20 protein-coding genes, 1 tRNA gene and 1 pseudogene are annotated in these 22,744 nt (G+C 68.1%); 13 read left to right on the top strand and 9 right to left on the bottom strand.

From position 1 onward, the window contains the following. The first annotated feature begins 25 nt into the window (after positions 1 to 25). Genes ACM608_RS16320 through ssb form a run of 3 tightly spaced genes read left to right on the top strand, consistent with a single transcriptional unit; the run spans position 26 to position 2,675 of the window. Entirely contained in the window at positions 26 to 268 is a 243-nt protein-coding gene (locus tag ACM608_RS16320; RefSeq protein WP_419684625.1) for a FeoA family protein, read from the top strand. After that, the gene (gene feoB, locus ACM608_RS16315; RefSeq protein ID WP_419684624.1) at positions 268 to 2,121 is read left to right on the top strand and encodes a ferrous iron transporter B; all 1,854 of its coding nucleotides are present in this window, start codon (positions 268 to 270) and stop codon (positions 2,119 to 2,121) included. The genes ACM608_RS16320 and feoB overlap by 1 nt, the downstream gene beginning before the upstream one ends. Before the next feature lie 14 nt (positions 2,122 to 2,135). Continuing rightward, on the top strand, positions 2,136 to 2,675 hold the full coding sequence (gene ssb, locus ACM608_RS16310) for a single-stranded DNA-binding protein (protein ID WP_419684623.1): 540 nt from the start codon (positions 2,136 to 2,138) through the stop codon (positions 2,673 to 2,675). An 89-nt stretch (positions 2,676 to 2,764) separates the two neighbouring features. Here the strand turns inward: ssb and ACM608_RS16305 are convergent, their stop codons facing one another. Continuing rightward, positions 2,765 to 3,286, bottom strand: a complete 522-nt coding sequence (locus tag ACM608_RS16305) for a YceD family protein (protein WP_419684622.1) — start codon at positions 3,284 to 3,286, stop codon at positions 2,765 to 2,767. After that, positions 3,283 to 3,801: a ubiquinol-cytochrome C chaperone family protein gene (locus ACM608_RS16300; protein ID WP_419684621.1), complete on the bottom strand. Its 519-nt coding sequence runs from the start codon at positions 3,799 to 3,801 to the stop codon at positions 3,283 to 3,285. Before ACM608_RS16300 ends, ACM608_RS16305 begins: the two co-directional genes overlap by 4 nt. A 138-nt stretch (positions 3,802 to 3,939) precedes the next feature. Between ACM608_RS16300 and ACM608_RS16295 the strand changes: the two genes are divergently transcribed. The 3 genes from ACM608_RS16295 to ACM608_RS16285 all read left to right on the top strand — a co-directional run bounded on the left by ACM608_RS16295 (position 3,940) and on the right by ACM608_RS16285 (position 10,173). Beyond that, positions 3,940 to 4,425, top strand: coding sequence for an outer membrane protein assembly factor BamE (locus ACM608_RS16295; protein WP_419684620.1), 486 nt, complete (start codon positions 3,940 to 3,942; stop codon positions 4,423 to 4,425). 252 nt (positions 4,426 to 4,677) lie between these two features. Continuing rightward, positions 4,678 to 7,251, top strand: a complete 2,574-nt coding sequence (mutS, locus tag ACM608_RS16290) for a DNA mismatch repair protein MutS (protein WP_419685256.1) — start codon at positions 4,678 to 4,680, stop codon at positions 7,249 to 7,251. A 210-nt stretch (positions 7,252 to 7,461) separates the two neighbouring features. Further along, positions 7,462 to 10,173 (top strand): [protein-PII] uridylyltransferase, encoded by a 2,712-nt coding sequence (locus ACM608_RS16285; RefSeq protein WP_419684619.1) that lies wholly within the window; start codon positions 7,462 to 7,464, stop codon positions 10,171 to 10,173. Positions 10,174 to 10,299: 126 nt separating this feature from the next. Here the strand turns inward: ACM608_RS16285 and ACM608_RS16280 are convergent, their stop codons facing one another. From ACM608_RS16280 to ACM608_RS16270, 3 genes are all read right to left on the bottom strand, one after another. Beyond that, the gene (locus ACM608_RS16280) at positions 10,300 to 10,923 is read right to left on the bottom strand and encodes an LON peptidase substrate-binding domain-containing protein (protein WP_419684618.1); all 624 of its coding nucleotides are present in this window, start codon (positions 10,921 to 10,923) and stop codon (positions 10,300 to 10,302) included. A gap of 8 nt (positions 10,924 to 10,931) precedes the next feature. Beyond that, entirely contained in the window at positions 10,932 to 11,843 is a 912-nt protein-coding gene (locus ACM608_RS16275; RefSeq protein WP_419684617.1) for a tetratricopeptide repeat protein, read from the bottom strand. A 65-nt stretch (positions 11,844 to 11,908) separates the two neighbouring features. Continuing rightward, positions 11,909 to 12,262 carry a YbaN family protein gene (locus tag ACM608_RS16270; protein WP_419685255.1) on the bottom strand — a complete coding sequence of 118 codons (354 nt, stop codon included), beginning with the start codon at positions 12,260 to 12,262 and terminating at the stop codon, positions 11,909 to 11,911. Positions 12,263 to 12,377: 115 nt separating this feature from the next. Between ACM608_RS16270 and ACM608_RS16265 the strand changes: the two genes are divergently transcribed. Then, positions 12,378 to 12,452 (top strand) — tRNA-Gly (locus ACM608_RS16265). A 374-nt stretch (positions 12,453 to 12,826) separates the two neighbouring features. Here the strand turns inward: ACM608_RS16265 and ACM608_RS16260 are convergent. The 4 genes from ACM608_RS16260 to ACM608_RS16245 all read right to left on the bottom strand — a co-directional run bounded on the left by ACM608_RS16260 (position 12,827) and on the right by ACM608_RS16245 (position 16,630). Then, positions 12,827 to 13,861 carry a glycerophosphodiester phosphodiesterase gene (locus tag ACM608_RS16260; RefSeq protein WP_419684616.1) on the bottom strand — a complete coding sequence of 345 codons (1,035 nt, stop codon included), beginning with the start codon at positions 13,859 to 13,861 and terminating at the stop codon, positions 12,827 to 12,829. Between the two features lie 23 nt (positions 13,862 to 13,884). Continuing rightward, positions 13,885 to 14,070 (bottom strand): DUF5818 domain-containing protein, encoded by a 186-nt coding sequence (locus ACM608_RS16255; RefSeq protein ID WP_419684615.1) that lies wholly within the window; start codon positions 14,068 to 14,070, stop codon positions 13,885 to 13,887. Next, positions 14,067 to 14,834 (bottom strand): exodeoxyribonuclease III, encoded by a 768-nt coding sequence (locus ACM608_RS16250; protein ID WP_419684614.1) that lies wholly within the window; start codon positions 14,832 to 14,834, stop codon positions 14,067 to 14,069. The genes ACM608_RS16255 and ACM608_RS16250 overlap by 4 nt, the downstream gene beginning before the upstream one ends. Before the next feature lie 146 nt (positions 14,835 to 14,980). Then, positions 14,981 to 16,630: an electron transfer flavoprotein-ubiquinone oxidoreductase gene (locus tag ACM608_RS16245; protein WP_419684613.1), complete on the bottom strand. Its 1,650-nt coding sequence runs from the start codon at positions 16,628 to 16,630 to the stop codon at positions 14,981 to 14,983. Positions 16,631 to 16,774: 144 nt separating this feature from the next. Here ACM608_RS16245 and ACM608_RS16240 point away from each other — a divergent pair, with 144 nt between their 5' ends. The 6 genes and pseudogenes from ACM608_RS16240 to ACM608_RS16215 all read left to right on the top strand — a co-directional run bounded on the left by ACM608_RS16240 (position 16,775) and on the right by ACM608_RS16215 (position 22,654). Further along, positions 16,775 to 17,239, top strand: coding sequence for a DUF6766 family protein (locus ACM608_RS16240; RefSeq protein ID WP_419684612.1), 465 nt, complete (start codon positions 16,775 to 16,777; stop codon positions 17,237 to 17,239). Continuing rightward, a complete protein-coding gene (locus tag ACM608_RS16235) occupies positions 17,236 to 18,267 on the top strand; it encodes a type III polyketide synthase (protein ID WP_419684611.1) in 1,032 nt (343 codons plus the stop codon). Before ACM608_RS16240 ends, ACM608_RS16235 begins: the two co-directional genes overlap by 4 nt. Next, on the top strand, positions 18,267 to 18,953 hold the full coding sequence (locus ACM608_RS16230) for a methyltransferase domain-containing protein (protein ID WP_419685253.1): 687 nt from the start codon (positions 18,267 to 18,269) through the stop codon (positions 18,951 to 18,953). The genes ACM608_RS16235 and ACM608_RS16230 overlap by 1 nt, the downstream gene beginning before the upstream one ends. Then, positions 18,932 to 19,987, top strand: coding sequence for an NAD(P)/FAD-dependent oxidoreductase (locus tag ACM608_RS16225; RefSeq protein ID WP_419684608.1), 1,056 nt, complete (start codon positions 18,932 to 18,934; stop codon positions 19,985 to 19,987). The genes ACM608_RS16230 and ACM608_RS16225 overlap by 22 nt, the downstream gene beginning before the upstream one ends. A 31-nt stretch (positions 19,988 to 20,018) precedes the next feature. Continuing rightward, complete coding sequence (msrB, locus tag ACM608_RS16220) at positions 20,019 to 20,426, top strand: peptide-methionine (R)-S-oxide reductase MsrB (RefSeq protein WP_419684607.1); 408 nt, start codon at positions 20,019 to 20,021, stop codon at positions 20,424 to 20,426. Between the two features lie 288 nt (positions 20,427 to 20,714). Beyond that, positions 20,715 to 22,654, top strand: a pseudogene (locus ACM608_RS16215) (transglycosylase domain-containing protein). Positions 22,655 to 22,744: the final 90 nt, after the last annotated feature.

Here is a 22,744-nt window from a genome sequence, read left to right as displayed (position 1 = left end):
CGCAGAAACCTGCGGACATCCTTCATTGCGCCTCGATCAGCTTCCCCGCGGCCGTGCGGCCACCATCGATTCGATAGACTGGGCAGCCCTTAGCGACGGTGAGGGGCGGCGGATGCGCGAGCTGGGCTTCGACGAGGGCGTCAGGATCGAGGCGCTGCACAGCGGACCGTTCGGACGCGATCCGCTGGCCTGCCGGGTCGGCCGCATGATCGTCGCGATCCGCCGCGCCCATGCCGCCACGGTGACGGTGATCGAGCAGACCCACTGATGACGACGCTTCCGCTGGTCGCGCTGGTCGGCAACCCTAATGCCGGCAAGTCGGCTTTGTTCAACGCGCTGACCGGCGCGCGGCAGAAGACCGGCAATTACCCCGGCGTCACCGTCGAGCGGAAATCGGGGCGGATGTTTCTGCCCGATGGCAGGCCGGTCGAGGTGGTCGACTTGCCTGGCACCTACAGCCTTGAGCCCGCCAGCCCCGACGAGTCGGTGACGCGCGACGTGCTGTTCGGGAAACAGGAGGGCGAGCGGCTGCCCTCGGCGCTCGTCGTGGTGATCGACGCGACCAATCTCGACAACCACCTCCGCTTCGCGCTGCAGCTGGTCGCGCTGGGCCTGCCGACGGTGGTGGCCCTCAACATGGTCGATCTCGCCGAGCGCGAGGGGCTGGTGATCGACCTCGACGCGCTGTCGGCCGAGCTGGGCGTGCCGGTGGTGCGCACGGTGGCGGTCAGGAAGCGTGGGCTGGACGATCTGTGCGGGACGCTGAACGGGCTGGTCGCGGGTGCGATCCGGCTGCGCAAGGGCGGCCATGAGGTCAGCGACGACATCATCGCCCTGCAACGTCGCGCCCGCGCCATCGCCGCCAAGGTGACGGTCGAGGAGAGCGCCACGCGCCGGATCACCCACCGCATCGACGCGGTGGCGCTGCACCCGGTGATGGGGCCGATGATCCTGGCCGCCTTGCTCTTCCTGATGTTCCAGGCGGTGTTCAGCTGGTCGGAAGCGCCGGTCGCGATGATCGAGGATCTGTTCGCCTGGATGCAGAAGGCGGTGGAGGCGGCGCTGCCTGAGGGGCTGATCCGGTCGGCGATCAGCAACGGCATCATCGCGGGCGTGGGATCGGTGGTGGTGTTCCTGCCGCAGATCCTGATCCTGTTCCTGTTCATCCTGATCCTGGAGGCGAGCGGGTACATGGTCCGCGCGGCGTTCCTGATGGATCGGATGATGGCGCGGGTGGGCCTTTCGGGCCGCGCGTTCATCCCGCTTCTCTCCTCCTTCGCCTGCGCGATCCCCGGCATCATGGCGACGCGGACGATCGATGACCCGAAGGACCGGCTGACCACGATCCTGATCGCGCCGCTGATGACCTGTTCGGCGCGGCTGCCCGTCTATGCGGTGATCATCGCGGCGTTCATCCCGAACACGCGGGTCGGGCCGGGGGTGGGCTTGCAGGGACTGGTCCTCTTCAGCCTCTACATCGCGGGGATCGTCGGTGCGATGCTCGCCGCGCTGGTGCTGCGCCGGACGATCGCGCGCGGGGCCAGTCACGGCTTCATGATGGAGATGCCGAAATACCAGGCCCCGATCTGGCGCGACGTGGCGCTGGGCCTGTGGCAGCGCGCGCTCGTCTTCCTAAAACGGGCGGGCACCACGATCATGATGGTGACGATCGCGCTCTGGGCGCTTCTCTCCTTCCCGCAGGCGCCGGAGGGGCAGAGCCAGGTGCAGTATTCGGTCGCCGGGCGGATCGCGTCGGTGCTGGAGCCGGTGGTGCGGCCGATCGGGTTCAACCACGAGATCGCGCTGTCGATCATCCCGGCGATGGCGGCGCGAGAGGTGGCGGTGTCCTCGCTCGCCACCGTCTACGCGATCGACACGGCGGATGAGGAGGAGCAGGCGAGCTCGCTGGTAGACCGCCTTCGCAACCGCTGGCCGCTGCCGACCGCGCTCGCCTTTCTCGCCTGGTTCGTCTTCGCGCCGCAGTGCCTGTCGACTATCGCGGTGACCAAGCGTGAAACGAACGGGTGGAAATGGCCGTCGTTCATGTTGCTCTATCTGTTCGGCCTCGCTTATCTGGCGGCCGGAGCAACATACTGGAGCGCGGTGGCGCTCGGTCTTTAAGGGAGAACGCGCCCGTGGCCGGCAGCGTCAACAAAGTCATCCTCGTCGGAAATCTCGGGCGCGATCCCGAGTCGCGCAGCTTCTCGAACGGCGGCAAGGTGGTGAACCTGCGCATCGCCACGACCGAGACCTGGAAGGATCGCGGCACCGGCGAGCGCAAGGAGAAGACCGAATGGCATTCGGTCGCGATCTTCAACGAGAATATCGGCCGCGTGGCCGAGCAGTATCTGCGCAAGGGCAGCCAAGTCTATATCGAGGGCCAGCTGCAGACGCGGAAGTGGCAGGACCAGCAGGGCCAGGACCGCTACACCACGGAAATCGTGATCCAGAACTTCAACGGCACGCTGACCCTGCTCGGCGGGCGCGGTGAAGGCGGCGGCGGGGGTGGCGGCGGCTATTCCGGTGGCGGTGACGATTACGGCTTCGGTGGCGGTGCGCCCTCTGGCGGGGGCGGCGGCTATGGCGGCGGTGGTGGCGGATCGCGTGGCGGTGGCGGCGGGCAGCAGCAGCGGCCGGTGTTCGACAGCGACCTGGACGACGACGTTCCGTTCTGACCCCGGAGGGGTCATCCCAGCGCAGGCTGGGATCGCGTCTAGCGGGGGTGCCCTATAGCAAGTCATGCCAGCCTTCGCTGGCATGACGGCTACTTGCCGAGCTTGTCCTTCAGCGCCTTGAGCGCGTCGAAGGCGCCGCCGGTGGCCTCATCCTCGCTGACCACGCCGGCTTCGCGGAGGACCGCCTCGGCATTCGGCGCGCGGGGGAAGGGATCAAGTTCAAGCGAGAGGGTCTCGGCAGCGGCCTCGCCGAGATCCACCTCGCCGCCTTCGTAGAAGACGGTGTCGCAATCGTCCTCGCTCAGCTCGACCTCGTCGCCCTCGACCGCGTCCGCCACGAAGCGGAGGCGGAAGGGGGCGTCGATCCTGGCCGGCACCGGCTCGCCGCTGGCGACGCAGCTTTGCACGACCGAGGCGCGGATGCGGCCGATGGCGAGGATGCCGATCGCGTCGCGGGAGACGTCCGCCTCGGCGCTGAGGACGTCTAGCGAGACCAGGCGGAAGCGGCCGGCGAGGCGGCGGCGCTCGCTCTCGTCAGCTTCGATCGCGAGGTGGCGGGGTGCGTCGCCGATGGTGTCGATCCGCACCGGGCGGGAGAATTCGGGGGTCATGGCAGGTCGCCCGCCATTACGGCGGAGAAGGGCGTCGCGCCCAAGGCTGTGGCGAAGGCAATGAGGCGATCGGCCACCAGACGCACCGTCTCCTCCTCCGGCGGCGAATCGCGGTAGATGTTGCGCGACACCGCCTCGGTCATCGGGCGATCGCCCTTCAGCGCGGCGCGGTAGGCGGTAAGGCGGCCGCCGAGCGCGCCCATGATGCCGCCGATATGCTTGCCGACGACGATGTCGCCGAAGCCGAACTGGCGGATCTGCCCATCCATATCCTCGACGAACACCTCGGTGAGGCGCGGGCCGGCTTCGCGTGCGCCCTCCCCCTCGGCCTCGATGCGGAGGAGGACGAGAGCGAGGATCGCGGCGACCATGTCGAAGCGACCATCGATGCTGTCCGGCACGCGGCCGTGGCGATACCAGAACGGATCGCGGGCGCGGGCGACCACGGCGGCATAGAGCGGACGATAAGCCGCGCGGCCGTCGCGTCTGCCGAACAGTCGGGCGAGGAAGGACAAAGGACGGGATTCCTGTCGCGCATGCGCCGCTTGCGCCTGGCCCCAAGCGGCGGATAATGAGGTTGCCAAGCGGAGTTAGCCCCGCTGCCTTGGTTTTTGAAGGGCCTGGCGTTCGCGCCCGCCCGTGGAGTGACGTGCATGCCGGCATCGCTGAAGCCCTGGATCGGCGGCACGCTGATCGCCGCCATCGCGGTGACCGGCCTGTCCGGCTGCGCGCGGATCCGCGATCACAAGGGCTATGTGGTCGATTCGGCGCTGATCTCCTCGGTCCAGCCGGGTGTCGACAACCGGCAGTCGGTGGCCGGCACACTGGGCCGCCCGACCTTCGCCAGCGAATATGGCGACGAGACCTGGTACTATATCGCCCGCGAGACGCGGCAGCTGGCCTTCTCCAACCCCAAGGCGGTCGGCCAGACTGTGCTGGCGGTGAAGTTCGACAAGGCGGGCAATGTCGCCACGGTGAACAAGATGGGGATGGAGCAGGTCGTATCGATCAGCCCCAAGGGCGGCAAGACCCCCACGCTCGGCCGCCATCGCAGCTTCCTGGGCGAGCTGTTCGGCAATATCGGCACGGTCGGCAGCAGCGCCGGCGAGGGCGTGGGGACCGCGGACAACCCGCAGTAAGGACCCATCCTCCCCCGCCAGGGGGAGGTGTCAGGCTTGCCTGACGGAGGGGGAGGGCGGCGGCTTCCTCTCCATTCGGAGTGCGCCGCTGCCCTCCCCTCCGTCGCTTGTCAGCGCCACCTCCCCCTGGCGGGGGAGGATGAGGTGCGCCGGAGCGACCGCCCCCCGCCGACAATTGCCTTCGTCCGAATCTGGCACTCTCCTTCCCGTTCGCGCTAGAGCGCGCTGATGGCCGACGCCGCCCCTACCCCGATGATGGCGCAGTACCTGGCGCTCAAGGCCGAGGCCGAGGACTGCCTGCTGTTCTACCGGATGGGCGACTTCTTCGAATTGTTCTTCGAGGATGCGAAGGCGGCGGCGGCGACGCTGGACATCGCGCTGACTGCGCGGGGCGAGCATGGCGGTAATGCCGTTCCGATGTGCGGGGTGCCGGTTCATGCCGCCGAGGGGTATCTGGCGCGGCTGATCCGGGCGGGGCACCGGGTCGCCATCGCCGAGCAGATCGAGACGCCGGCGGAGGCAAAGGCGCGGGGATCGAAGGCGCTGGTCGCGCGCGCGATCGTGCGGATCGTGACGCCGGGGACGCTGACCGAGGATACGCTGCTCGATTCGCGGGCGTCCAACTGGCTGGTGGCACTCGCCGAGGCGGGTGGATTGGTGGGGGTCGCGGCGGCGGATATTTCGACGGGGCGGTTCGAGCTGGCGAGCGTCGCCGCCGCCAATTTGGACGCGGAACTGGCGCGGCTGGGGGCGTCAGAGGTGATCGTGTCGGAGGGGTTCGTCGAGCCGCCGGCGGATGCGATCGTGCGGGGGAGGGCGAGCTTTGACTCGGGGCGTGGCGAGGCGCGGCTGAAGGAGCGGTTCGGGGTCGCGACGCTGGACGGCTTCGGCCAGTTCGACCGCGCGAGCCTGGCGGCGGCGGGCGGCCTGCTCGCCTATCTGGAGCATACCGCCAAGGCGGCGCTGCCGTTCCTGCAGCCGCCGGTCGCGCGGGCGGCCGAAGGGCATATGCGGATCGACGCGGCGACGCGCGAGAGCCTTGAGCTGACGCAGGCGCAGGGCGGCGGGCGCAAGGGCAGCCTGCTCGACGCGGTGGACCGCACGGTGACGGGTGCCGGCGCGCGGATGCTGGCGGGCGATATCGCGGCACCGCTGGGTGAGGTCGGGGCGATCGAGGAGCGGCTCGATCTCGTCACGACGTTCGTGGCGGATGGTGGCGCGCGGGATGCGCTGCGGGCGGCGTTGAAGGCGATTCCGGACATCGGGCGCGCGATCGGGCGGCTGGTGGCGGGGCGGGGAAGCCCGCGCGACCTTGGGCAGTTGCGCGACGGCCTTGCACAGGCACGGACGATCCATGACCGGCTGACGCGGGTGGAGGCGGGTGGCGCGCTGCTGGCGCGGCTGCTCCCCGATCTGCGCGGGCATGGCGAGACGGTGGACCTGCTTTCCCGCGCGCTGGTGCCAATGCCGCCGATCGAGACAGCGCAGGGTGGATATATCGCGGAGGGCTATGACGCGGCTCTCGACGCCCTGCGTGCGACCGGGAGCGACGGGCGGCGGGCGATCGCGGCGCTGGAGGCGGATTACCGGGCGCGGACCGGGATTTCCGCGCTGAAGGTGCGGCATAATGCGGTGCTCGGCTACCATATCGAGGTTCCGGCGCGTCATGCCGACGGGCTGATGGCGGCGGATTCGGGGTTCACCCATCGCCAGACCTTGGCTGGCGCGGTGCGGTTCAACGCGCCGGACCTGCATGAGGCGGCGATCCGGGTGGGGCAGGCGGGTGCTCATGCTCTGGCGGCCGAGGCGGCGCATCTTGAGGAGCTGACCGCCGCCGTGCTGGCGCGAACCGGGCCGATCGCGGCGACGGCGGATGCGCTCGCACGGCTGGACGTAGCGAGCGGGCTGGCCGAGCGGGCGATCGAGGGCGGCTGGTCGCGCCCGCAATTGGTCGATCGCAACTGCCTGGAGATTACCGGCGGGCGGCACCCGGTCGTGGAGGCGGCGCTGGCGAAATTGGGCGAGCGGTTCGTGGCGAACGACTGTGCGCTGTCGGCCGACAACCGGCTGTGGCTGGTGACCGGGCCGAACATGGGCGGCAAATCCACCTTCCTCCGGCAGAACGCGCTGATCGCGGTGCTGGCGCAGGCGGGCTGCTATGTGCCGGCGGAGCGGGCGACATTGGGGCTGGTCGACCGGCTGTTCAGCCGGGTCGGCGCTTCGGACAATCTGGCTCGCGGGCGATCGACCTTTATGGTCGAGATGGTCGAGACCGCCGCGATCCTGGCGCAGGCGACCGACCGCAGCTTCGTCATCCTCGACGAGGTGGGGCGCGGCACATCTACCTATGACGGCCTCGCGATCGCCTGGGCAGTGGTCGAGGCGGTGCACGACATCAACCGGTGCCGCTGCCTGTTCGCGACGCACTACCACGAGCTGACGCGGCTGGCGGAGCGGCTGGACGCGCTTTCGCTCCACCATGTCCGCGCGCGGGAGTGGAAGGGCGACCTCGTCCTCCTCCACGAACTCGGCGAGGGGCCAGCGGATCGCAGCTACGGGCTGGCGGTGGCGCGGCTGGCGGGACTGTCGCCGCCAGTGGTGGCGCGGGCGAAGGCGGTGCTAGCGAAACTGGAGGCGGGCCGCGCCAAGACCGGCGGGCTGGCGGCGGGGCTGGACGACCTGCCCCTGTTCGCCGCCGCCGCTGCGGCCGAGGAGGTGAAGCCGGATCGGTTGCGCGAGGCGCTGGCGGCGATCGACGCGGATGCACTGTCCCCGCGCGAGGCGCTGGAGGCGGTGTACCGGCTTAAGGCGATGGCGGGGGAGTAGGCCTGCTGTCGCGCTAGCCCTTCCACAGGCTCACGGCGGAGGGCCGGGGAAGATGCACTCTTGCCGGCCCGTTCGCACTGAGCTTGTCGAAGTGCCCGGGAAGGCTGGCGTGCTGGCGCTTCGACAGGCTCAGCGCGAACGGCGTGGGCGTGGGCGTGGGCGCGCTTGGGTACGGGTGACTCAGCGGATTAGAGCGCCTATCTCCCTCTTGTGAGCGAGGGCATTCACAATCAACGTGGGATCTTCGACCGGCGGCAGGTGGCGGATGCGCTTGCCTCGTTGGAGGGGAGCGATCCGGCACCGCTGCGCCGCGCGGCGACGACGATCCTGAAGGGTGCGCTGAAGGACGGGCGGGACGAGATCGCACGGCGGGCGATGGAGAACCCGACGCGCGGGCGCGAGCTGGCGGCGTCCTACAGCTTCCTGACCGACCAGCTACTGCGCGTCATCTTCGACTTCACCGTCGAGCGGCTCTACCCAGCGCCCAATCCGACGACAGCGCAGCGCCTCGTCCTGATCGCGGTCGGCGGATATGGGCGCGGCGAGATGGCACCGTTTTCGGACGTGGACATCGCCTTCATCTCGCCGGGCAAGCCGGTGGCGTGGACCGAACAGGTCATCGAATCGATGCTCCACATGCTCTGGGACCTCGGCCTCAAGGTCGGTCATTCCAGCCGATCGCTCAACGAAATGATCCGGATGGCGAAGGGCGACCTCACCATCCGCACCGCGCTCCTCGAAGGGCGTTACGTCTGGGGCGACGAGCACCTCTACAACGAGGCGGCGGACCGGTTCGACAAGGAGGTGGTGAACGGCGCCGCCCGCGCCTTCGTCGCCGAGAAGCTCGCCGAGCGTGACGGGCGGCATCAGCGGATGGGCGACAGCCGCTATGTGGTCGAGCCGAACGTCAAGGAGGGCAAAGGAGGCCTGCGCGACCTCCATACCCTGTTCTGGATCGGCAAGTTCGTGAATCGGGTGCGATCGACCGCGCAGCTGGTCGATGCGGGGCTGCTCACGCCGGGCGAGTTGAGGCAGTTCCAGAGGGCGGAGAACTTCCTGCTGGCCGTCCGCTGCCACATGCACCTGATTTCGAAGCGCGCCGAGGACCGGCTGACCTTCGACATGCAGCGCGAGGTGGCGGAGCGGATGCGCTATGCCGACCGGCCGGGGCGCTCCGCCGTCGAGCGGTTCATGCAGATGTACTTCCTGACCGCCAAGCAGGTCGGGAATCTCACTGGCATGTTCCTGGCGCATCTGGACGAGACCTTCGCGCGCAGCCGCAAGCGCATCCCGCTGCCGATGCGGCGCAAGAAGCTGGAGGGCTTCGTCATGGATCGCGATCGGATCGCGATACCGGACGAGGGCTTCTTCCGTGAGGACCCGGTGCGGCTGCTCCGCCTGTTTGCGCTGGCCGATCAGTACGGGATGGAGATCCACCCGCTAGCGATGCGGCAGGCTCAGCGCGACGCCAAGCTGGTCGGGGAGAAGGTGCGGCGCGATCCGGTCGCCAACGCGCTGTTCATGGACGTGCTGACCTCGCCGCGCGATCCGGCCAAGGTGCTGCGCTGGATGAACGAGGCGGAGGTGTTCGGCCGCTTCGTGCCCGATTTCGGCCGCGTCGTCGCGCAGATGCAGTTCGACATGTACCACCATTACACGGTGGACGAGCACACGATCCACGCGATCGGCCTGCTGGCGCGGATCGAGCGCGGCGAGCTGAAGAGCGACCACCCGCTCGGCACACAGCTGATGGCGCAGATCGTGTCGCGGCGGGTGATCTATGTCGCGGTGCTGCTGCACGACATCGCCAAGGGGCGCGGCGGCGACCACAGCGTGCTGGGTGCGGCGATCGCCGAGGCTTTGTGCCCGCGGCTGGGGATGAGTGCTGCCGAGACCGAGACGGTCGCCTGGCTGGTGCGACATCACCTGCTGATGTCCGCCACCGCCTTCAAGCGCGACCTGGCCGACGCCAAGACGATCATCGATTTCGCCGAGACGGTGCAGTCGCCCGAGCGATTGCGCCTCCTGCTGCTGCTGACCGTGGTCGATATTCGCGCCGTCGGCCCGGGCGTGTGGAACGACTGGAAGCGCCAGTTGCTCGCCAACCTCTACCATGCGGCGGAGGAGGTGTTGCGGCTCGGCCATCAGCCGGTCAAGCGGCGCGAGCGGATCGAGGCCAAGCAGGCGGCGGTGCGCGAGCGGCTCGGCTGGGATGAGGAGCGTTTTGCCGCGCTCGTCCGCCGCTTGCCCGAGGCCTATTGGGTGGCCGAGCCGATCGAGGTGCTGGAGGCCAATGCCCGGCTGATCGACAGCGCCGGGACCGCTCCGCTCTCGATCGCGGCACAGCCCGATGCGGAGCGCGGGGCGACGCTGGTGACGATCTATGCCGGCGACCATCCCGGCCTGTTCTACCGGCTGGCGGGGGCGATCCATCTCGCTGGCGGCAGTGTCATCGACGCGCATATCCACACCACGCGCGACGGCATGGCGCTCGACAACTTCCTGGTGCAGACGCCGCTCGGCGGGCCGTTCGAGGAAGAGGGGCAGCTCGGACGGCTGAAGACAGCGATCGAGGATGCCTTGGCCAACCGCACCCGCCTTGCCGACCGGCTCGCCGCGCGGCCCTTGGCGCGGACGCGGGCGGAGGCATTCCATATCGAGCCCAATGCGCTGATCGATAACAAGGCGTCGAACCGGTACACCGTGGTCGAGGTGAACGCGCGCGACCGGCCGGCGCTGCTCAACAGCCTCGCCCACGCGCTCTTCCAGTCGAAGGTGATGATCCATTCCGCGCATATCGCAACCTATGGCGAACGGGCGGTGGACACGTTCTACCTGACCGATTTGACGGGGGACAAGATCGACGGCGCGGCGCGGCTGAAGACGCTGGAGCGGCGGTTGCTGGATGCGGCTGCCGCCTAGTCGCCCCCCTCCGTTTGTCCTGAGTAGGCATTGAGCTTGTCGAAATGCCGTATCGAAGGATGCTTTGATACGCGTCTTCGACTTCGCTCAGCCGCCACCAGCACGAACGGAGGTCGCAGCAGGAGACTACTGCAGCGTCCCACCGTCATCGCCAGCGCCGGTGAACTGCATGAAGTCGATCATCAGGCTTGCCCGATCGGTGACGGTCGGTGCCTCGACCAGAGCCTGCTTCGACGCGACGTCGAAGGGCACGGCCTGGGCCATGCCGTTGACCAGCGCCTCGTCGTCGAGGCGGCTGACCGCATCCCAGTCGATCGCGTAGCCGCGCCGTTGGGCGAAGCGGCGGGACTCCTCTTCCAGCGCGGCGCGCATCACCGGTGTGAGCGGTTCCGTATCGTCATCGGGGAGGATGCCGAGGATGGCGTCGACCTGCCGGAAGGGCGTGGTGACGGTCCGCTCGCCGGTGATGCGGAAGCGTGCGACGCCTTCGAGCAGGAGGTTGAAGCGGCCGTCCTCCAGCGCCTGGACGTGGATGATGTGGCCGACGCAGCCGATGTCGTAGAGCGCGGGCGGCTCCTTCGCGTCGCGCGGCTGGACCATGCCGATGCGGCGGTCGCGGGCCATCGCATCGCTGACCAGCGCACGGTAGCGCCCTTCGAAGATGTGCAGCGGCAGGTGCATGCGCGGGAACAGGATCGCGCCCGCAAGCGGGAACAGGGAAAGCCGCTGCGTCTCCGCCTTGCTGGTCATCAGGCCGGTCAGGTGAACAGGATCGCGGAGAGGCGGCGGCGCTGCTGCCCGACCCAGGGATCTTCGAGGCCGATCACTTCGAACAGCTTGAGCAGGCGGGCCTTGGCGGCGCCCTCGTTCCAGCTGCGGTCGCGCGCGATGCTGTCGAGGAGGAGGTCGGCGGCGGCATCGCGCTCCCCCGCTGCCATCAGCCCGCCGGCGAGTTCGTAGGACGCCTCAAGGTCGTCGGGAGCTGCGGCGACACGCGCGCGGAGGCCGGCGAGGTCGTCCACCGGCTGCGCCTCACGCGCCAGGGCCAGTGCCGATCGGGCGCGCTGGATCGCTTGATCCTTGGCAATGTCTTCGGGCAGTTCGGCGAGGAGCGCCTCCGCACCGTCGAGGTCGCCGCCGGCGCTCAGCGCGCGGACGAGACCGCCGATAACGGCGGGATCGTCCGGCGCCATGTCGAGAAGCTGCGCGAAGATCGACTGCGCGCGGGTAGCGTCACCGGCGGCGAGGACCTCCTCGCCCATCGCGATATGCGGGGCGAGATCCTGCGCGAGGCGGCTGGCATCGCTCTCGATCGGCAGCTGGGCGAGGAGCTGATCGAGCGTGCGGGTCAGCTGCGCCTCGGTCCGCGCCTGCGTCAGATCGGCGACGAGCTGGCCTTGGAAGAGGGCGTAGACGGTGGGGATCGACTGGACGCGGAACTGTGCGGCGATCAGCTTGTCCTTATCGACGTCGATCTTGACGAGCTTGACGCCCTTATCGGCATAGTCTGTTGCGACCTTGTCGAGGATGGGGCCGAGCTGCTTGCAGGGGCCGCACCATTCCGCCCAGAAGTCGAGGATGACGAGGCTCGTCATCGACGGCTCGACCACGTCGCGCTTGAATGCCTCGATGGCGTCGCGCTCCGCCGCGCTCAGTCCCAGGGTCGCCAATCCATCCTCCAAGAAATGATCGGTCCTATGTGGGCCCGGCGGGAGCGGGACTCAACCCGTCGCGGTCAGCGCGAGGGGCGCGAGAGGATCCAGGCGCCGCAGGCGACCGCGACGGTGAGCGGCAGGAAGCGCCAGAGGCCGGGAAGGACGAACAGGCCGATCACCGCGCTGCCGGTGAGGCCGATCACCGCGCCGGTCTTGCCCGCGCGACCGATCGCGCCATGCTCGCGCCAGGCGCGGATCGGCGGGCCGAAGCGTGGATGTTCGAGCAGCCGCCGCTCCCACGCCGGATTGGCGCGCGCGAAGCAGAAGGCGGCGAGGATCAGGAACGGCACGGTGGGCAGCAGCGGCAAGAAGACGCCGATGACGCCGAGCGCGACGGCGAGCAGGCCCAGAGCGAGGTAGACGAGGCGCATCAGGCGACCGTAACGGCCGTCGACGCAGAAAGGCACCGAATCCCGCTTGCCCCCCCGAAAGGCCGATGCTAACAGCCGCGACTTCGACGCACCCGCCTCCAGCGGGCGTCACGCCAGAGCGGGCGTAGCTCAGGGGTAGAGCACAACCTTGCCAAGGTTGGGGTCGAGGGTTCGAATCCCTTCGCCCGCTCCAGGTCTAAATATCTTCTCACATGCCGTGCGTGGGTGGTCGCAGAAGAGCGAGAGATGCGGTGGCAGCTTGGGTTCTAGATATTTCTGAGTGGCGGCAGAATGTGAAAGCTCGCCGAGAACTCGTTCGCAGTATTGTCATCGATAGTTGGTTGGCGGAGCTCAGCTTGAGCCTTCGATTCACGCGCTCAAGAATGCGGTGGTTTCTCGTGCCACGAGCGCGGAAGATTGAAATCTTCTGAATGTTATTGTGCACGATATCAGAACGATAGTTGGAGGATGGAAGCTCCTTTCTCCGGCGGAGCGAAGTGCCTTCTTGAATGGCGAAGGCGCTCCTTCCTCTGTAGCGGCTCGTATCCGTCGTGAGCGAAGCGCCGGTTAGTCGGGCGTTGAGGGTAAGTTTGTCTCGGACTTACGCGCCGCGATCGCGTCGGCGGGGAAGTCGCTGAAGAAGCCGTCTACACCCAAGGCGATGAACTGGCGGACTTCGGCTGCGGCGTCGCCGTGGGTGGCGGGCTGGTCGCCCTTGTGGAGTTCGGCGGGGAGGAAGGCGTTTTCGCTTCGGAAGGTCCAGGGGTGGACCTTGAGGCCGGCCTCGTGCGCATCGGCGATGAAGCGGGTCGGGGCTAGGCTGCGGCCTTCGGCGTCGCGGGGAACGATCAGGGCCTTGGCCGGGCCGACGCCATAGGCATAGGTGGCGATGGTCTTCAGGCCTTCGGGCGTGGCCATGTCGGCGTAGGTGGTGCTGGTGTCGGCGGGTCTGCCCTCCGCATCCATCAGCTGGATGAGGCGGATGGCGGTGCGCTGCTGGAGCGCCTTCAGGTTCGCGACCTCGAAGCTTTCGATGAAGATCGGGTCGGCGGCGGTGCGGTACCCGTTCTTTTCCAGCAGTGCGACAAGCGGCTCCTCCAGCGGAAAGCCGATATTGCGGAAATAGCTCGGATGCTTGGTTTCGACATAATAGCCGATGACGCGGCCACGCTTCTTCTCCTCGGCGCGGATCAGATCGATAACCTCCTGCAGCGTCGGCACGCGGTCGCGGCCGTCATGGGCGGTTCCGCGCAGTTCGGGGAGGCGCTCGCGGGCGTGGAGGGTCTTGAGTTCGGCGAGGGTGAAGTCCTCGGTGAACCAGCCGGTGAGCGGCTGGCCGTCGATGGTCTTGGTCGTTCGGCGGCCGGCGAATTGGGGATGAGCGGCGACATCCGTGGTGCCGCCGATCTCGTTCTCGTGACGGGCGACGAGGACGTGGTCCCTGGTCATCACCGCGTCGGATTCGATGAAGTCGGCACCCTCCTCGATCGCCAGCGCATAGGCGGCGAGGGTGTGTTCGGGCCGCTCCCCGCTCGCGCCGCGATGGGCGATGACGAGGGGCTGGCCGAAGGCGGCGGCGAAGGCGAGGGCGGCAATGAGCATGTCAGGCCTCTCGCGCGGCGATGCTACAGAAGTGCGACACCGTCGGCGTCGATGAAGTCGCCGGTGGAGGCGAGGCCGGTGACGCGCACCCGTTTCTCGACCTCGTCCACCGGCACGCGAGGGAGTTCGAGGCGATAGGTGATGCCGTCGTCACCGCGCAGCGCGAAGCCGCCGTCCTTGCGGATGAGGGTGCCGGTACGCTCGATCACAGCTGCACCCAGGTCGGCGCATGGTCGCTCGCCCGCTCCTCGCCCCGCACCCAGCGATCGACGCCGGCGGCCTTGAGGCGGGGCAGGAGCGACGGGCTGAGGAGGAGATGGTCGATGCGGAGGCCGGCGTTGCGGCCCCAGGCGTTCCGCCAGTAATCCCAGAAGGTGTAGATCGTTTCTTGCGCATGGAGGTGGCGGAGGGCGTCGGTCCAGCCCCGAGCGATGACGCGCGCGAAGGCGGCCTGCACCTCCACCCGCATCAGGCCATCGTCGCGCCAGCGTTCGGGGGCGTAGACGTCGGCGTCGGTGGGGATGATGTTGTAGTCGCCGACGAGCGCCACCTCCAACCCGGTGGCGAGGAGGTCGGCGGCGTGCGCCTCGAACCGCTCCAGCCATTTCAGCTTGTAGTCGAACTTGGGGCCGGGCGCGGGGTTGCCGTTTGGCGTGTAGAGGCAGCCGACGAGGATGCCGCCAACCGCCGCCTCGAGGTAGCGGCTCTGGGTCGGATCTGGATCGTCGGGGAGGCCGCGCCGCGTCTCCACCGGCTCGGCGTCGCGGGCGAGGATGGCGACGCCGTTCCAGCGCGGCTGGCCGTGCCAGACGGCACCGTAGCCCGCCTTCTCGATCGCGGCGGCGGGGAACTTGTCCTGCGGGGCCTTCAGTTCCTGAAGGGCGACGACGTCCGGCTCCTCCCGCGCCAGCCAGTCGAGCAGGCGGGGGAGGCGGCCGTTGACGCCGTTCACGTTGTAGGTGGCGATTTTCATTCGCTGCGAGAGTTACGCCGTGACGCACTTTCCGCAAAGCACCCGTTCGTGCTGAGCGTAGTCGAAGCACGGGTTCCAAGCGTCCCACTCGTTCCCCGTCCTTCGACTTCGCTCAGGACGAACGGAGATGAATCCCGCACCGGAACTCACATGTTCGGGTAGTTGGGGCCTCCGCCGCCCTCCGGGACCACCCAGTTGATGTTCTGGGTCGGGTCCTTGATGTCGCAGGTCTTGCAGTGGACGCAGTTCTGCGCGTTGATCTGCAGGCGCGGGTCGCCCTGTTCCGTCCCAACGATCTCGTAGACGCCAGCCGGGCAGTAACGCTGTTCCGGCGCGTCGTAGAGGGCGAGGTTGACGTCGATGGGCACGGCCGCGTCCTTGAGGGTCAGGTGGACCGGCTGATCCTCCTCATGGTTCGTGCTCGACAGGAAGACGGAGGAGAGGCGGTCGAAGCTGATCACGCCGTCCGGCTTCGGATAGGCGATCGGCTTGACCATGTCCTTGCGCCACAGGCTCTTCGAATCGCGGTGGTGCTTGAAGGTGTAGGGCAGGCCGATCTTCAGCATCCGCATCCACATGTCGGTGCCGGCCCAGAGCGTGCCGACGATCGGCCCGAACTTGGCGATGGCGGGTTCGGCGTTGCGGACGAGCTTCAGCTCCTTGGCGATCCAGCTGTCGTTGAGCGTCTCCTGATAAGAGGTCAGCTCATCGGCGGCGCGGCCGGACTGGAGCGCGGCGAACGCGGCCTCGGCGGCGAGCATGCCGGACTTCATCGCGGTGTGGCTGCCCTTGATGCGGGGCACGTTCACGAAGCCGGCCGAGCAGCCGATCAGCGCGCCGCCGGGGAAGGCGAGCTTCGGCACCGACTGCCACCCGCCCTCGTTGATCGCGCGCGCGCCGTACGACACGCGGCGGCCACCCTCCAGGATCGCGCGGATCGCGGGGTGCTGCTTCCAGCGCTGGAACTCCTCGAAGGGGGAGAGATAGGGGTTCTTGTAGCCGAGGCCGACGACGAAGCCCAAGGCAACCTGATTGTTCGCCTGATGATAGAGGAAGCCGCCGCCGACCTCCTCCGTCAGCGGCCAGCCCTGGGTGTGAATGACGCGGCCGGGGACGTGCTTTTTGGGATCGATGTCCCAGAGTTCCTTGATGCCGAGGCCGTAGACCTGCGGCTGACAATCCGCCTCCAGATCGAAGATGCGCTTCAGCTCCTTGGTCAGATGGCCGCGCGCACCCTCCGCAAAGAAGGTGTACTTGGCGTGGAGCTCCATGCCGGGCTGGTAATCGACCTTGTGCTCGCCTTCCCGGCTGACGCCCATGTCGCCGGTGGCGACGCCCTTGACCGACCCGTCGTCGTTGAACAGCACCTCGGCCGCGGCGAAGCCGGGGAAGATTTCGACGCCGAGCTGCTCGGCCTGACCGGCCAGCCAGCGGGTCAGGTTGCCCAGGCTGACGGTGTAGGTGCCCTTGTTGTCCATGAAGGACGGCATGAAGAGATGCGGGAAGTTGATCTGCTTCTTCTCGGTCAGGACCCAGTGCAGGTTCTCGGTGACCGGGACGGTCATCGGGCTGTCGAGATCCTTCCAATTGGGGATCAGCTCGTCGAGGGCGATCGGATCGACGACCGCGCCCGACAGGATATGCGCGCCGATCTCCGACCCCTTTTCGAGGACGCAGACGCCGAGTTCCTGCCCCGTCTCCGCCGCAAGCTGTTTCAGCCGAATCGCCGCCGACAGGCCCGCCGGGCCGCCGCCAACGATGACGACGTCATATTCCATCGATTCGCGTTCGGACATCTTCGACCCTGCCAGCCTTTATGATCGTAAACCAGTTCAGCAATTCAGCATAAATTGCAACGACGGTGCGGGATTAGCCGATTTGTCCGGCTTTCGGAACCCGGTGCCGTTCCACACATTGCCGCAGGAAAGGACGGCAACCCGATGAAGCACGGCATTTTCCGCAAGTACGCCTACGCCTGGCTGACCGTGGCGTTCTTCCTCGTTTCGATAGGGCTGCACTGGCTGTTCGGCTGGTACGCCTTTGTCGATGAGGCACGCGAGCATGGAACGCAGGCGGACGTCGCCGGATATCTCGTCATCATGGGGCGCGACACCTTCGAGAACTGGCAGTCGGAGTTTCTGCAGCTGCTCTGGCAGGTCGTGGGCCTCGCCTATTTCCTCTACATCGGATCGCCCTCCTCGAAGGAGAATGACGATCGGCTTGAGGCGAAGGTCGATGCGCTGATCCGGATCACCGGCGGCGAAGGTGCGGACCGGCTGATCGCCAAGCTGGACGAACATTATCTTCGCACCGGCGGCCACCCGCAGCCGCACGAGCATGACGCCGAGATCGTGCGCGCCGCCGGCACTGGCAGGGTTGCGGCCGGCCAAGGCGGAGGCGCGTGACGCCGGGCGAGCCGGGCGGCGAGGTCTACATCAACCGGATCGCGACGGCGGTTCCGCCTCGGCAGGTACACCGGGCCTATTGCGACTGGGCGGCGGCGCGGATCGAGGATCCGCGTGCGGCGAAGCTCTTCACGCGGATGGCGGGGCGGGCCGGGATCTCGGCGCGGCAGTCGGTGCTGCCGGAGACGAGCTTTGAGGATGGCGGCTTCTACGCAGGCGAAAGCTGGCCCGGCACGGCGGCGCGGATGCGGATCTATGCCGAGCGTGCGCCGGAACTGGCGGTCGAGGCGGTCCAGGGACTCGGCGCGCTGGAGGGGATCACCCATCTGGTGGTGGCAAGCTGCACCGGCTTCGTCGCGCCGGGGGTGGACCAGATCATCGCGGAGCGGCTCGGCCTCGGCGGCAAGGTGCGGCGCGTTCTGATCGGCTTCATGGGTTGCTATGCGGCGGTGCCGGCGATGCGTACGGCGGCGCAGATCGTGGCGGGCGATGCGGCGGCGCGCGTGCTGGTGGTGGCGGTGGAGCTATCGACGCTGCACCTGCAGGACGATCGTGAGGTCGAGCCGCTGCTGGCGCAGATGCTGTTCGCCGATGGCGCGGCGGCCGCGATCGTCTCGGGCGAGGCGGCGGGGCTGGCGGTGGACGGGTTCTTCACCCGCACGCTGCCGGACAGCGCGGGGCTGATCACCTGGACGATCGGCGATCATGGCTTTGTCATGCATTTGTCGGGCGAAGTGCCGAAGCGGATCGAGGCGGCGGCGAGAGACCTGCCGATCGCGGCTGGCGAGGATATCACCTGGGCGGTGCATCCGGGTGGTCGATCGATCCTGGACGCCGTGGAGCAGGCGTTCGGGCTGGAGCCGGAGGCGCTCGCGATATCGCGGGCCGTGCTCGACGCGCATGGCAACATGTCGTCCGCGACGGTGCTGTTCGTGCTGAAGGAGATGATGGTGCAGCCGAAGCCCGGCGTCGCGCTCGCCTTCGGGCCGGGGATGACGGCCGAGGGCTTCCGGTTCCGGCCGGCGTGATGCTCACCGAGCGGCGGATCGCCGAGGAGCAGATGGATGCGGCCGATCTGGACGCCGTGACCTATGCGCGGGTGCTGACCGACCTCGGCCGCGTCAATCGGATCACGCTGGCGGCACGGCCGACACTCGGATTTCTGGGGCGTGCATTGGGTAATCGGACGTCGTTCCGGTTGCTGGATGTCGGCTTCGGCGACGGCGGCATGTTGCGCAGCATTGCACGCTGGGCGGAGCGGCGCGGCATGGCGTGCGAGCTGGTCGGCATCGATCTCAACGCGAAGAGCGCGGCCGTGGCGCAGGCCGCGACCGGCGCGGGCGCGCCGATCCGCTACCTGACCGGCGACTATGCCGATCTTGCGGGTGAGCGGTTCGACTGCGTGATCAGCAGCCTCGTCGCGCATCATATGACGAAGGGGCAGATGGTCGCTTTCCTGCGCTTCATGGAGGCGGAGGCGGTGGCGGGCTGGTTCGTCAACGACGCCCTGCGGCATGGCTTTGCTTACCTCGGCTATCCCTGGCTGGCGCGGATTATGGGCGTCCACCGCATCGTGCGCGAGGACGGGCAGCTGTCGATCGCGCGGAGCTATCGCGCCGCGGAGTGGCTTCCGCTACTGGCAGCGGCCGATGTTCCCCAGGCGCGCGTGTTCTGCGCCTTTCCCTTCCGGCTGTGCGTCGAACGGCTCCGCTGATCGTCGGCGCGGGCCCGGCGGGGTGCGCCGCCGCGATCACGCTCGCGCATGACGGTGTGCAGCCGCTGGTGCTGGAGCGGACGCGTGCCGACGCGGACGCGCTCTGCGGCGGGTTCCTGAGCTGGCGGACGCTGGCGCAGCTGGATGCACTCGGCGTGGAAGTGGCCGGTGCGCCGGTGACACGGTTGCGAGTGATCGCGGGGGGCCGGGTGACCGAGGCCGAACTTGGTACGCCCGCTCTGGGATTGTCGCGCCGCGCACTGGACGCGGCCCTACGCCGAAGAGCGGAGACGATCGGGGTGGGTATCGAGCGGGGCGCAGTCGTCCGAGCCATCGAAGAACGGCACGTCAGGCTGGCGGACGGACGCGTGATGGCACCAGAGGCTCTGTTCCTCGCCACCGGCAAGCACGACATACGCGGCGCGGCGCGGCCCTTGGCCCATGGTGATGCGGCGATCGGATTGAGGCTGCGCAGGGCAACCACCTCCGCTCTGGAGGGTGTGATCGAGCTTCACCTGTTCCGCCAAGGCTATGCCGGGGTCGTGCTGCAGGAAGACGGGGCTGCGAACATCTGCATGGCGGTGCGCAAGTCACGACTGGATGCGGCAGGGGGCGATCCGATGAAGCTGCTGCACGAGGTCGCCGCCGAAGCGCCACGCCTGGGCGAGCGGATCGGGCAGATCGACGGGATGGTGCAGGCTGTCGCCAACGTTCCCTATGGCTGGAGGGCGAGGCGAGGCGAACGGGGCATGTACCGGCTGGGCGATCAGGCAGGCGTCATCCCCTCGCTGGCAGGGGAGGGCATTTCGATCGCGCTGGCGAGCGGGATGCATGCGGCGCGCGCCTGGCTGGATGGGAGCGACGGTGCCGCCTTTCAGCCGGGCTTCGCGCGGCGCCTCCGGCGGCCGATCGGCGGCGCGTCAGCCCTTTGGCATGTCGCGGAGCGGCCGGGGGCAGCGGCACTGATGACCCGCATCCTCGCCGCCGCACCCTGGGCGGCGCGGGCGATGATGGCAGCGACGCGCATCGGTTGAAGCCGGCCGCGCGTCCGCCCATATCCGGTCCATGACCAGCAAGATCGACAACGCCGCCGCCCTTTCCGACGCCGAATGGCGCGAGAAGCTTTCGCCCGAGCAGTACCAGATCCTGCGTCAGGCGGGCACCGAGCGGGCGTTCACCGGCAAGTACTGGAACAACCACGACACCGGCGAATATCTCTGCGCAGCATGCGGCGAGAAGCTGTTCGAGAGCGGCACCAAGTACGATTCGGGCAGCGGTTGGCCGAGCTTCACCCAGCCGGTTGAGGATGGCGCGGTGGAGGAGCATCGCGACGTCAGCCACGGCATGGTGCGGACAGAGGTGACCTGCGCCAATTGCGGCAGCCATCTGGGCCATGTGTTTCCGGACGGGCCGGGGCCGGAGGGGCTGCGGTACTGCATCAATTCGGCGTCGCTGGATTTCAAGGCGGAGTAGGCGCTCCTCCTACGTCTGTTGGGTGTTCCGCGGCAGGCTTGCTGAGTTCACGCGGAGGCGCGGATAGAAAGGTGATTCCGCCTCTGGCGCTTAAAATTCTCCTCCGCGCCTCGGCGTGAACAGAAGCTCGGTCGACCGGAAGGGTGGGCTCTGGCGGGTAGCCGCATATCCAAGCTCATCCGCGGTCTCGCCCGCTTGTGACACCCCGGCTTTCCGCGTAATCGCGGGCGGACGATGCCCGCTTCCTCGACATCCAAACCGAAGGCACGCGGGCGCATCTGGCAGGTCATGCGCTGGGTTCTTCTTGCCATCGTCGCGGGGTTCACCGCGCTGGTCGTCGCCGTCCTGATCGCGCTTGCGGCGCTGCCCGGCTATGACGAGCTGAAATCCTCCCCCAACGGGCAGATGATCCGCGTTCATTCGAGCGACGGGACGGTGATCGTGTCGCTGGGGCCGAGCTACGGCCAGTGGATCCCGTATTCGAAGATCCCGGCGTTCGATGAAGGACGCGATCGTCTCGGTCGAGGATCGGCGATACTACATGCATCCGGGTGTCGATCCGATCGGCATCGCGCGGTCGCTGGTTGTCCGGGTCGAGCGCGGGCGCTGGGCGCAGGGCGCGTCGACGATCACGCAGCAGCTGGCGCGCAACATCTTCCTGACCAACAGCCGCACCTTCGCGCGCAAGTTCCGCGAGATCATCCTGGCGCTAGCCCTGGAGCGGAAGTTCTCCAAGGACGAGTTGCTCGAACTCTACCTCAATCGCGTCTATTTCGGCGGCGGGGCCTATGGCATCGACGCGGCGAGCCGCAAGTTCTTCGGTCATGCCGGCGACACGATGTCGACGGCCGAGGCGGCGGTGATCGCGGGGCTGGTAAAGGCGCCGTCCAACTACTCCCCCACCGCCGATGCCGACGCGGCGCGCGACCGCGCCAAGGTGGTGCTGGAAACGATGGTGGATGCCGGGCGCCTGACGCCCGAGCAAGCGAAGCGTGCCGACCCCGACAATGTCGATTTCGCCGCCGAGCCGCGTCAGAACAGCGTCCGCTACTTCACCGACTGGGCGCTGGCGCAGCTCGACACGCTGATCGATGAAACGGCCGAGCCGATAGACGTCTTCACCACGCTCGACCGGTTCGATGCAGAAGGCGGCGGACGCGGCGATCCGCGCCGACACGCCGCCCAATGCACAGGGCGCGCTGGTGGCGATGGATAATGACGGCGCGGTGCGCGCGATGGTTGGCGGCAAGGACTATGTCTCCTCGCTCTACAATCGGGCGACGCAGGCGGTGCGCCAGCCGGGATCGGCCTTCAAGCTGTTCGTCTATCTTTCCGCGATCGAGAACGGCACGACGCCGGACAGCGTGGTGGTCGACGAGCCGGTGACGATCGGCAGCTGGAGCCCGCGGAATGACTCCGGCCGCTTCTCCGGATCGATCACGCTGCGCACCGCCTTCGCCTATTCGATCAACACCATCGCGGCGAAGATCGGGCAGCAGGTGGGGACGCAGACGATCGCCGACATGGCGCGGCGGCTGGGCATCACCACGCCGGTGAACACGCATCCGTCGATGGTGCTCGGCACGTCCGACGTACGGCTGATCGACATGACGCGGGCCTTTGCCACCGTCTCCAACAAGGGCGTGGCGGCGATTCCCTATGCGATCACCAGGGTGACGACCGCGAACGGCCGGACCCTCTACGAACATCAGCCCGATCTCACCCGCGTGGTCATAGCACCACAGGTGGCGGCGGAGATGACCGACCTCCTCCAGACCGCCGTTGCCGTCGGCACCGGCCGCGCCGCGCAGATCGGCCGGCCGGTGGCAGGCAAGACCGGTACGACCAGCAGCAACAAGGACGGCTGGTTCATGGGCTTTTCCAGTGGCCTCACCACCGGCGTGTGGATGGGCCGCGACGATGCGCGCGCGCTGCCCGGTCTGGCAGGCGGGCGGGCACCGGCGCAGGCCTGGCGCGACTTCATGAAGGTGGCGGTGGACAAGCGGCCGGTGGAACAGTTCGAAACCGGCCTCACCATGCCCGACTGGCAGGAAGAGCCGGACAACGAGGCGTATTACGAGCAGCCGGTGGACGAGTACGGCAATCCGGTCGCCGCACCCGACGCGCCGCCGGCGGATGAGGGCGATCCGCAGGCGGCACCGCCGCAGCTGGACCAGCAATGGCTGGATTCGGTGCTGGGTGGGAACGGGAAGCCGGGCGGGAACTGATTTTCCGCGAGGGTCATGCCAGCGTAGGCTGGCATCGGTTCGGAGCTTGGCGCTTCCGATCGGAGCGACCCCAGCCTTCGCTGGGGTGAC

This window comes from Sphingomonas sp. ID0503, from assembly GCF_048565625.1.
Classification (GTDB): Bacteria; Pseudomonadota; Alphaproteobacteria; order Sphingomonadales; family Sphingomonadaceae; genus JBLZUR01.
Note: the sequence above shows the minus strand (reverse complement) of the source record. Positions and strands in the feature narration are given on the sequence as shown.

Bases quoted from the DNA above. Each gene is read 5' to 3' on its own strand.
- feoB (WP_419684624.1), top strand. From the start codon at position 268: ATGACGACGCTTCCGCTGGTCGCGCTGGTCGGCAACCCTAATGCCGGC.
- ACM608_RS16305 (WP_419684622.1), bottom strand. From the start codon at position 3,286: ATGACCCCCGAATTCTCCCGCCCGGTGCGGATCGACACCATCGGCGAC.
- ACM608_RS16295 (WP_419684620.1), top strand. From the start codon at position 3,940: ATGCCGGCATCGCTGAAGCCCTGGATCGGCGGCACGCTGATCGCCGCC.
- mutS (WP_419685256.1), top strand. From the start codon at position 4,678: ATGATGGCGCAGTACCTGGCGCTCAAGGCCGAGGCCGAGGACTGCCTG.
- ACM608_RS16280 (WP_419684618.1), bottom strand. From the start codon at position 10,923: ATGACCAGCAAGGCGGAGACGCAGCGGCTTTCCCTGTTCCCGCTTGCG.
- ACM608_RS16260 (WP_419684616.1), bottom strand. From the start codon at position 13,861: ATGCTCATTGCCGCCCTCGCCTTCGCCGCCGCCTTCGGCCAGCCCCTC.
- ACM608_RS16250 (WP_419684614.1), bottom strand. From the start codon at position 14,834: ATGAAAATCGCCACCTACAACGTGAACGGCGTCAACGGCCGCCTCCCC.
- ACM608_RS16245 (WP_419684613.1), bottom strand. From the start codon at position 16,630: ATGTCCGAACGCGAATCGATGGAATATGACGTCGTCATCGTTGGCGGC.
- ACM608_RS16240 (WP_419684612.1), top strand. From the start codon at position 16,775: ATGAAGCACGGCATTTTCCGCAAGTACGCCTACGCCTGGCTGACCGTG.
- ACM608_RS16230 (WP_419685253.1), top strand. From the start codon at position 18,267: ATGCTCACCGAGCGGCGGATCGCCGAGGAGCAGATGGATGCGGCCGAT.
- msrB (WP_419684607.1), top strand. From the start codon at position 20,019: ATGACCAGCAAGATCGACAACGCCGCCGCCCTTTCCGACGCCGAATGG.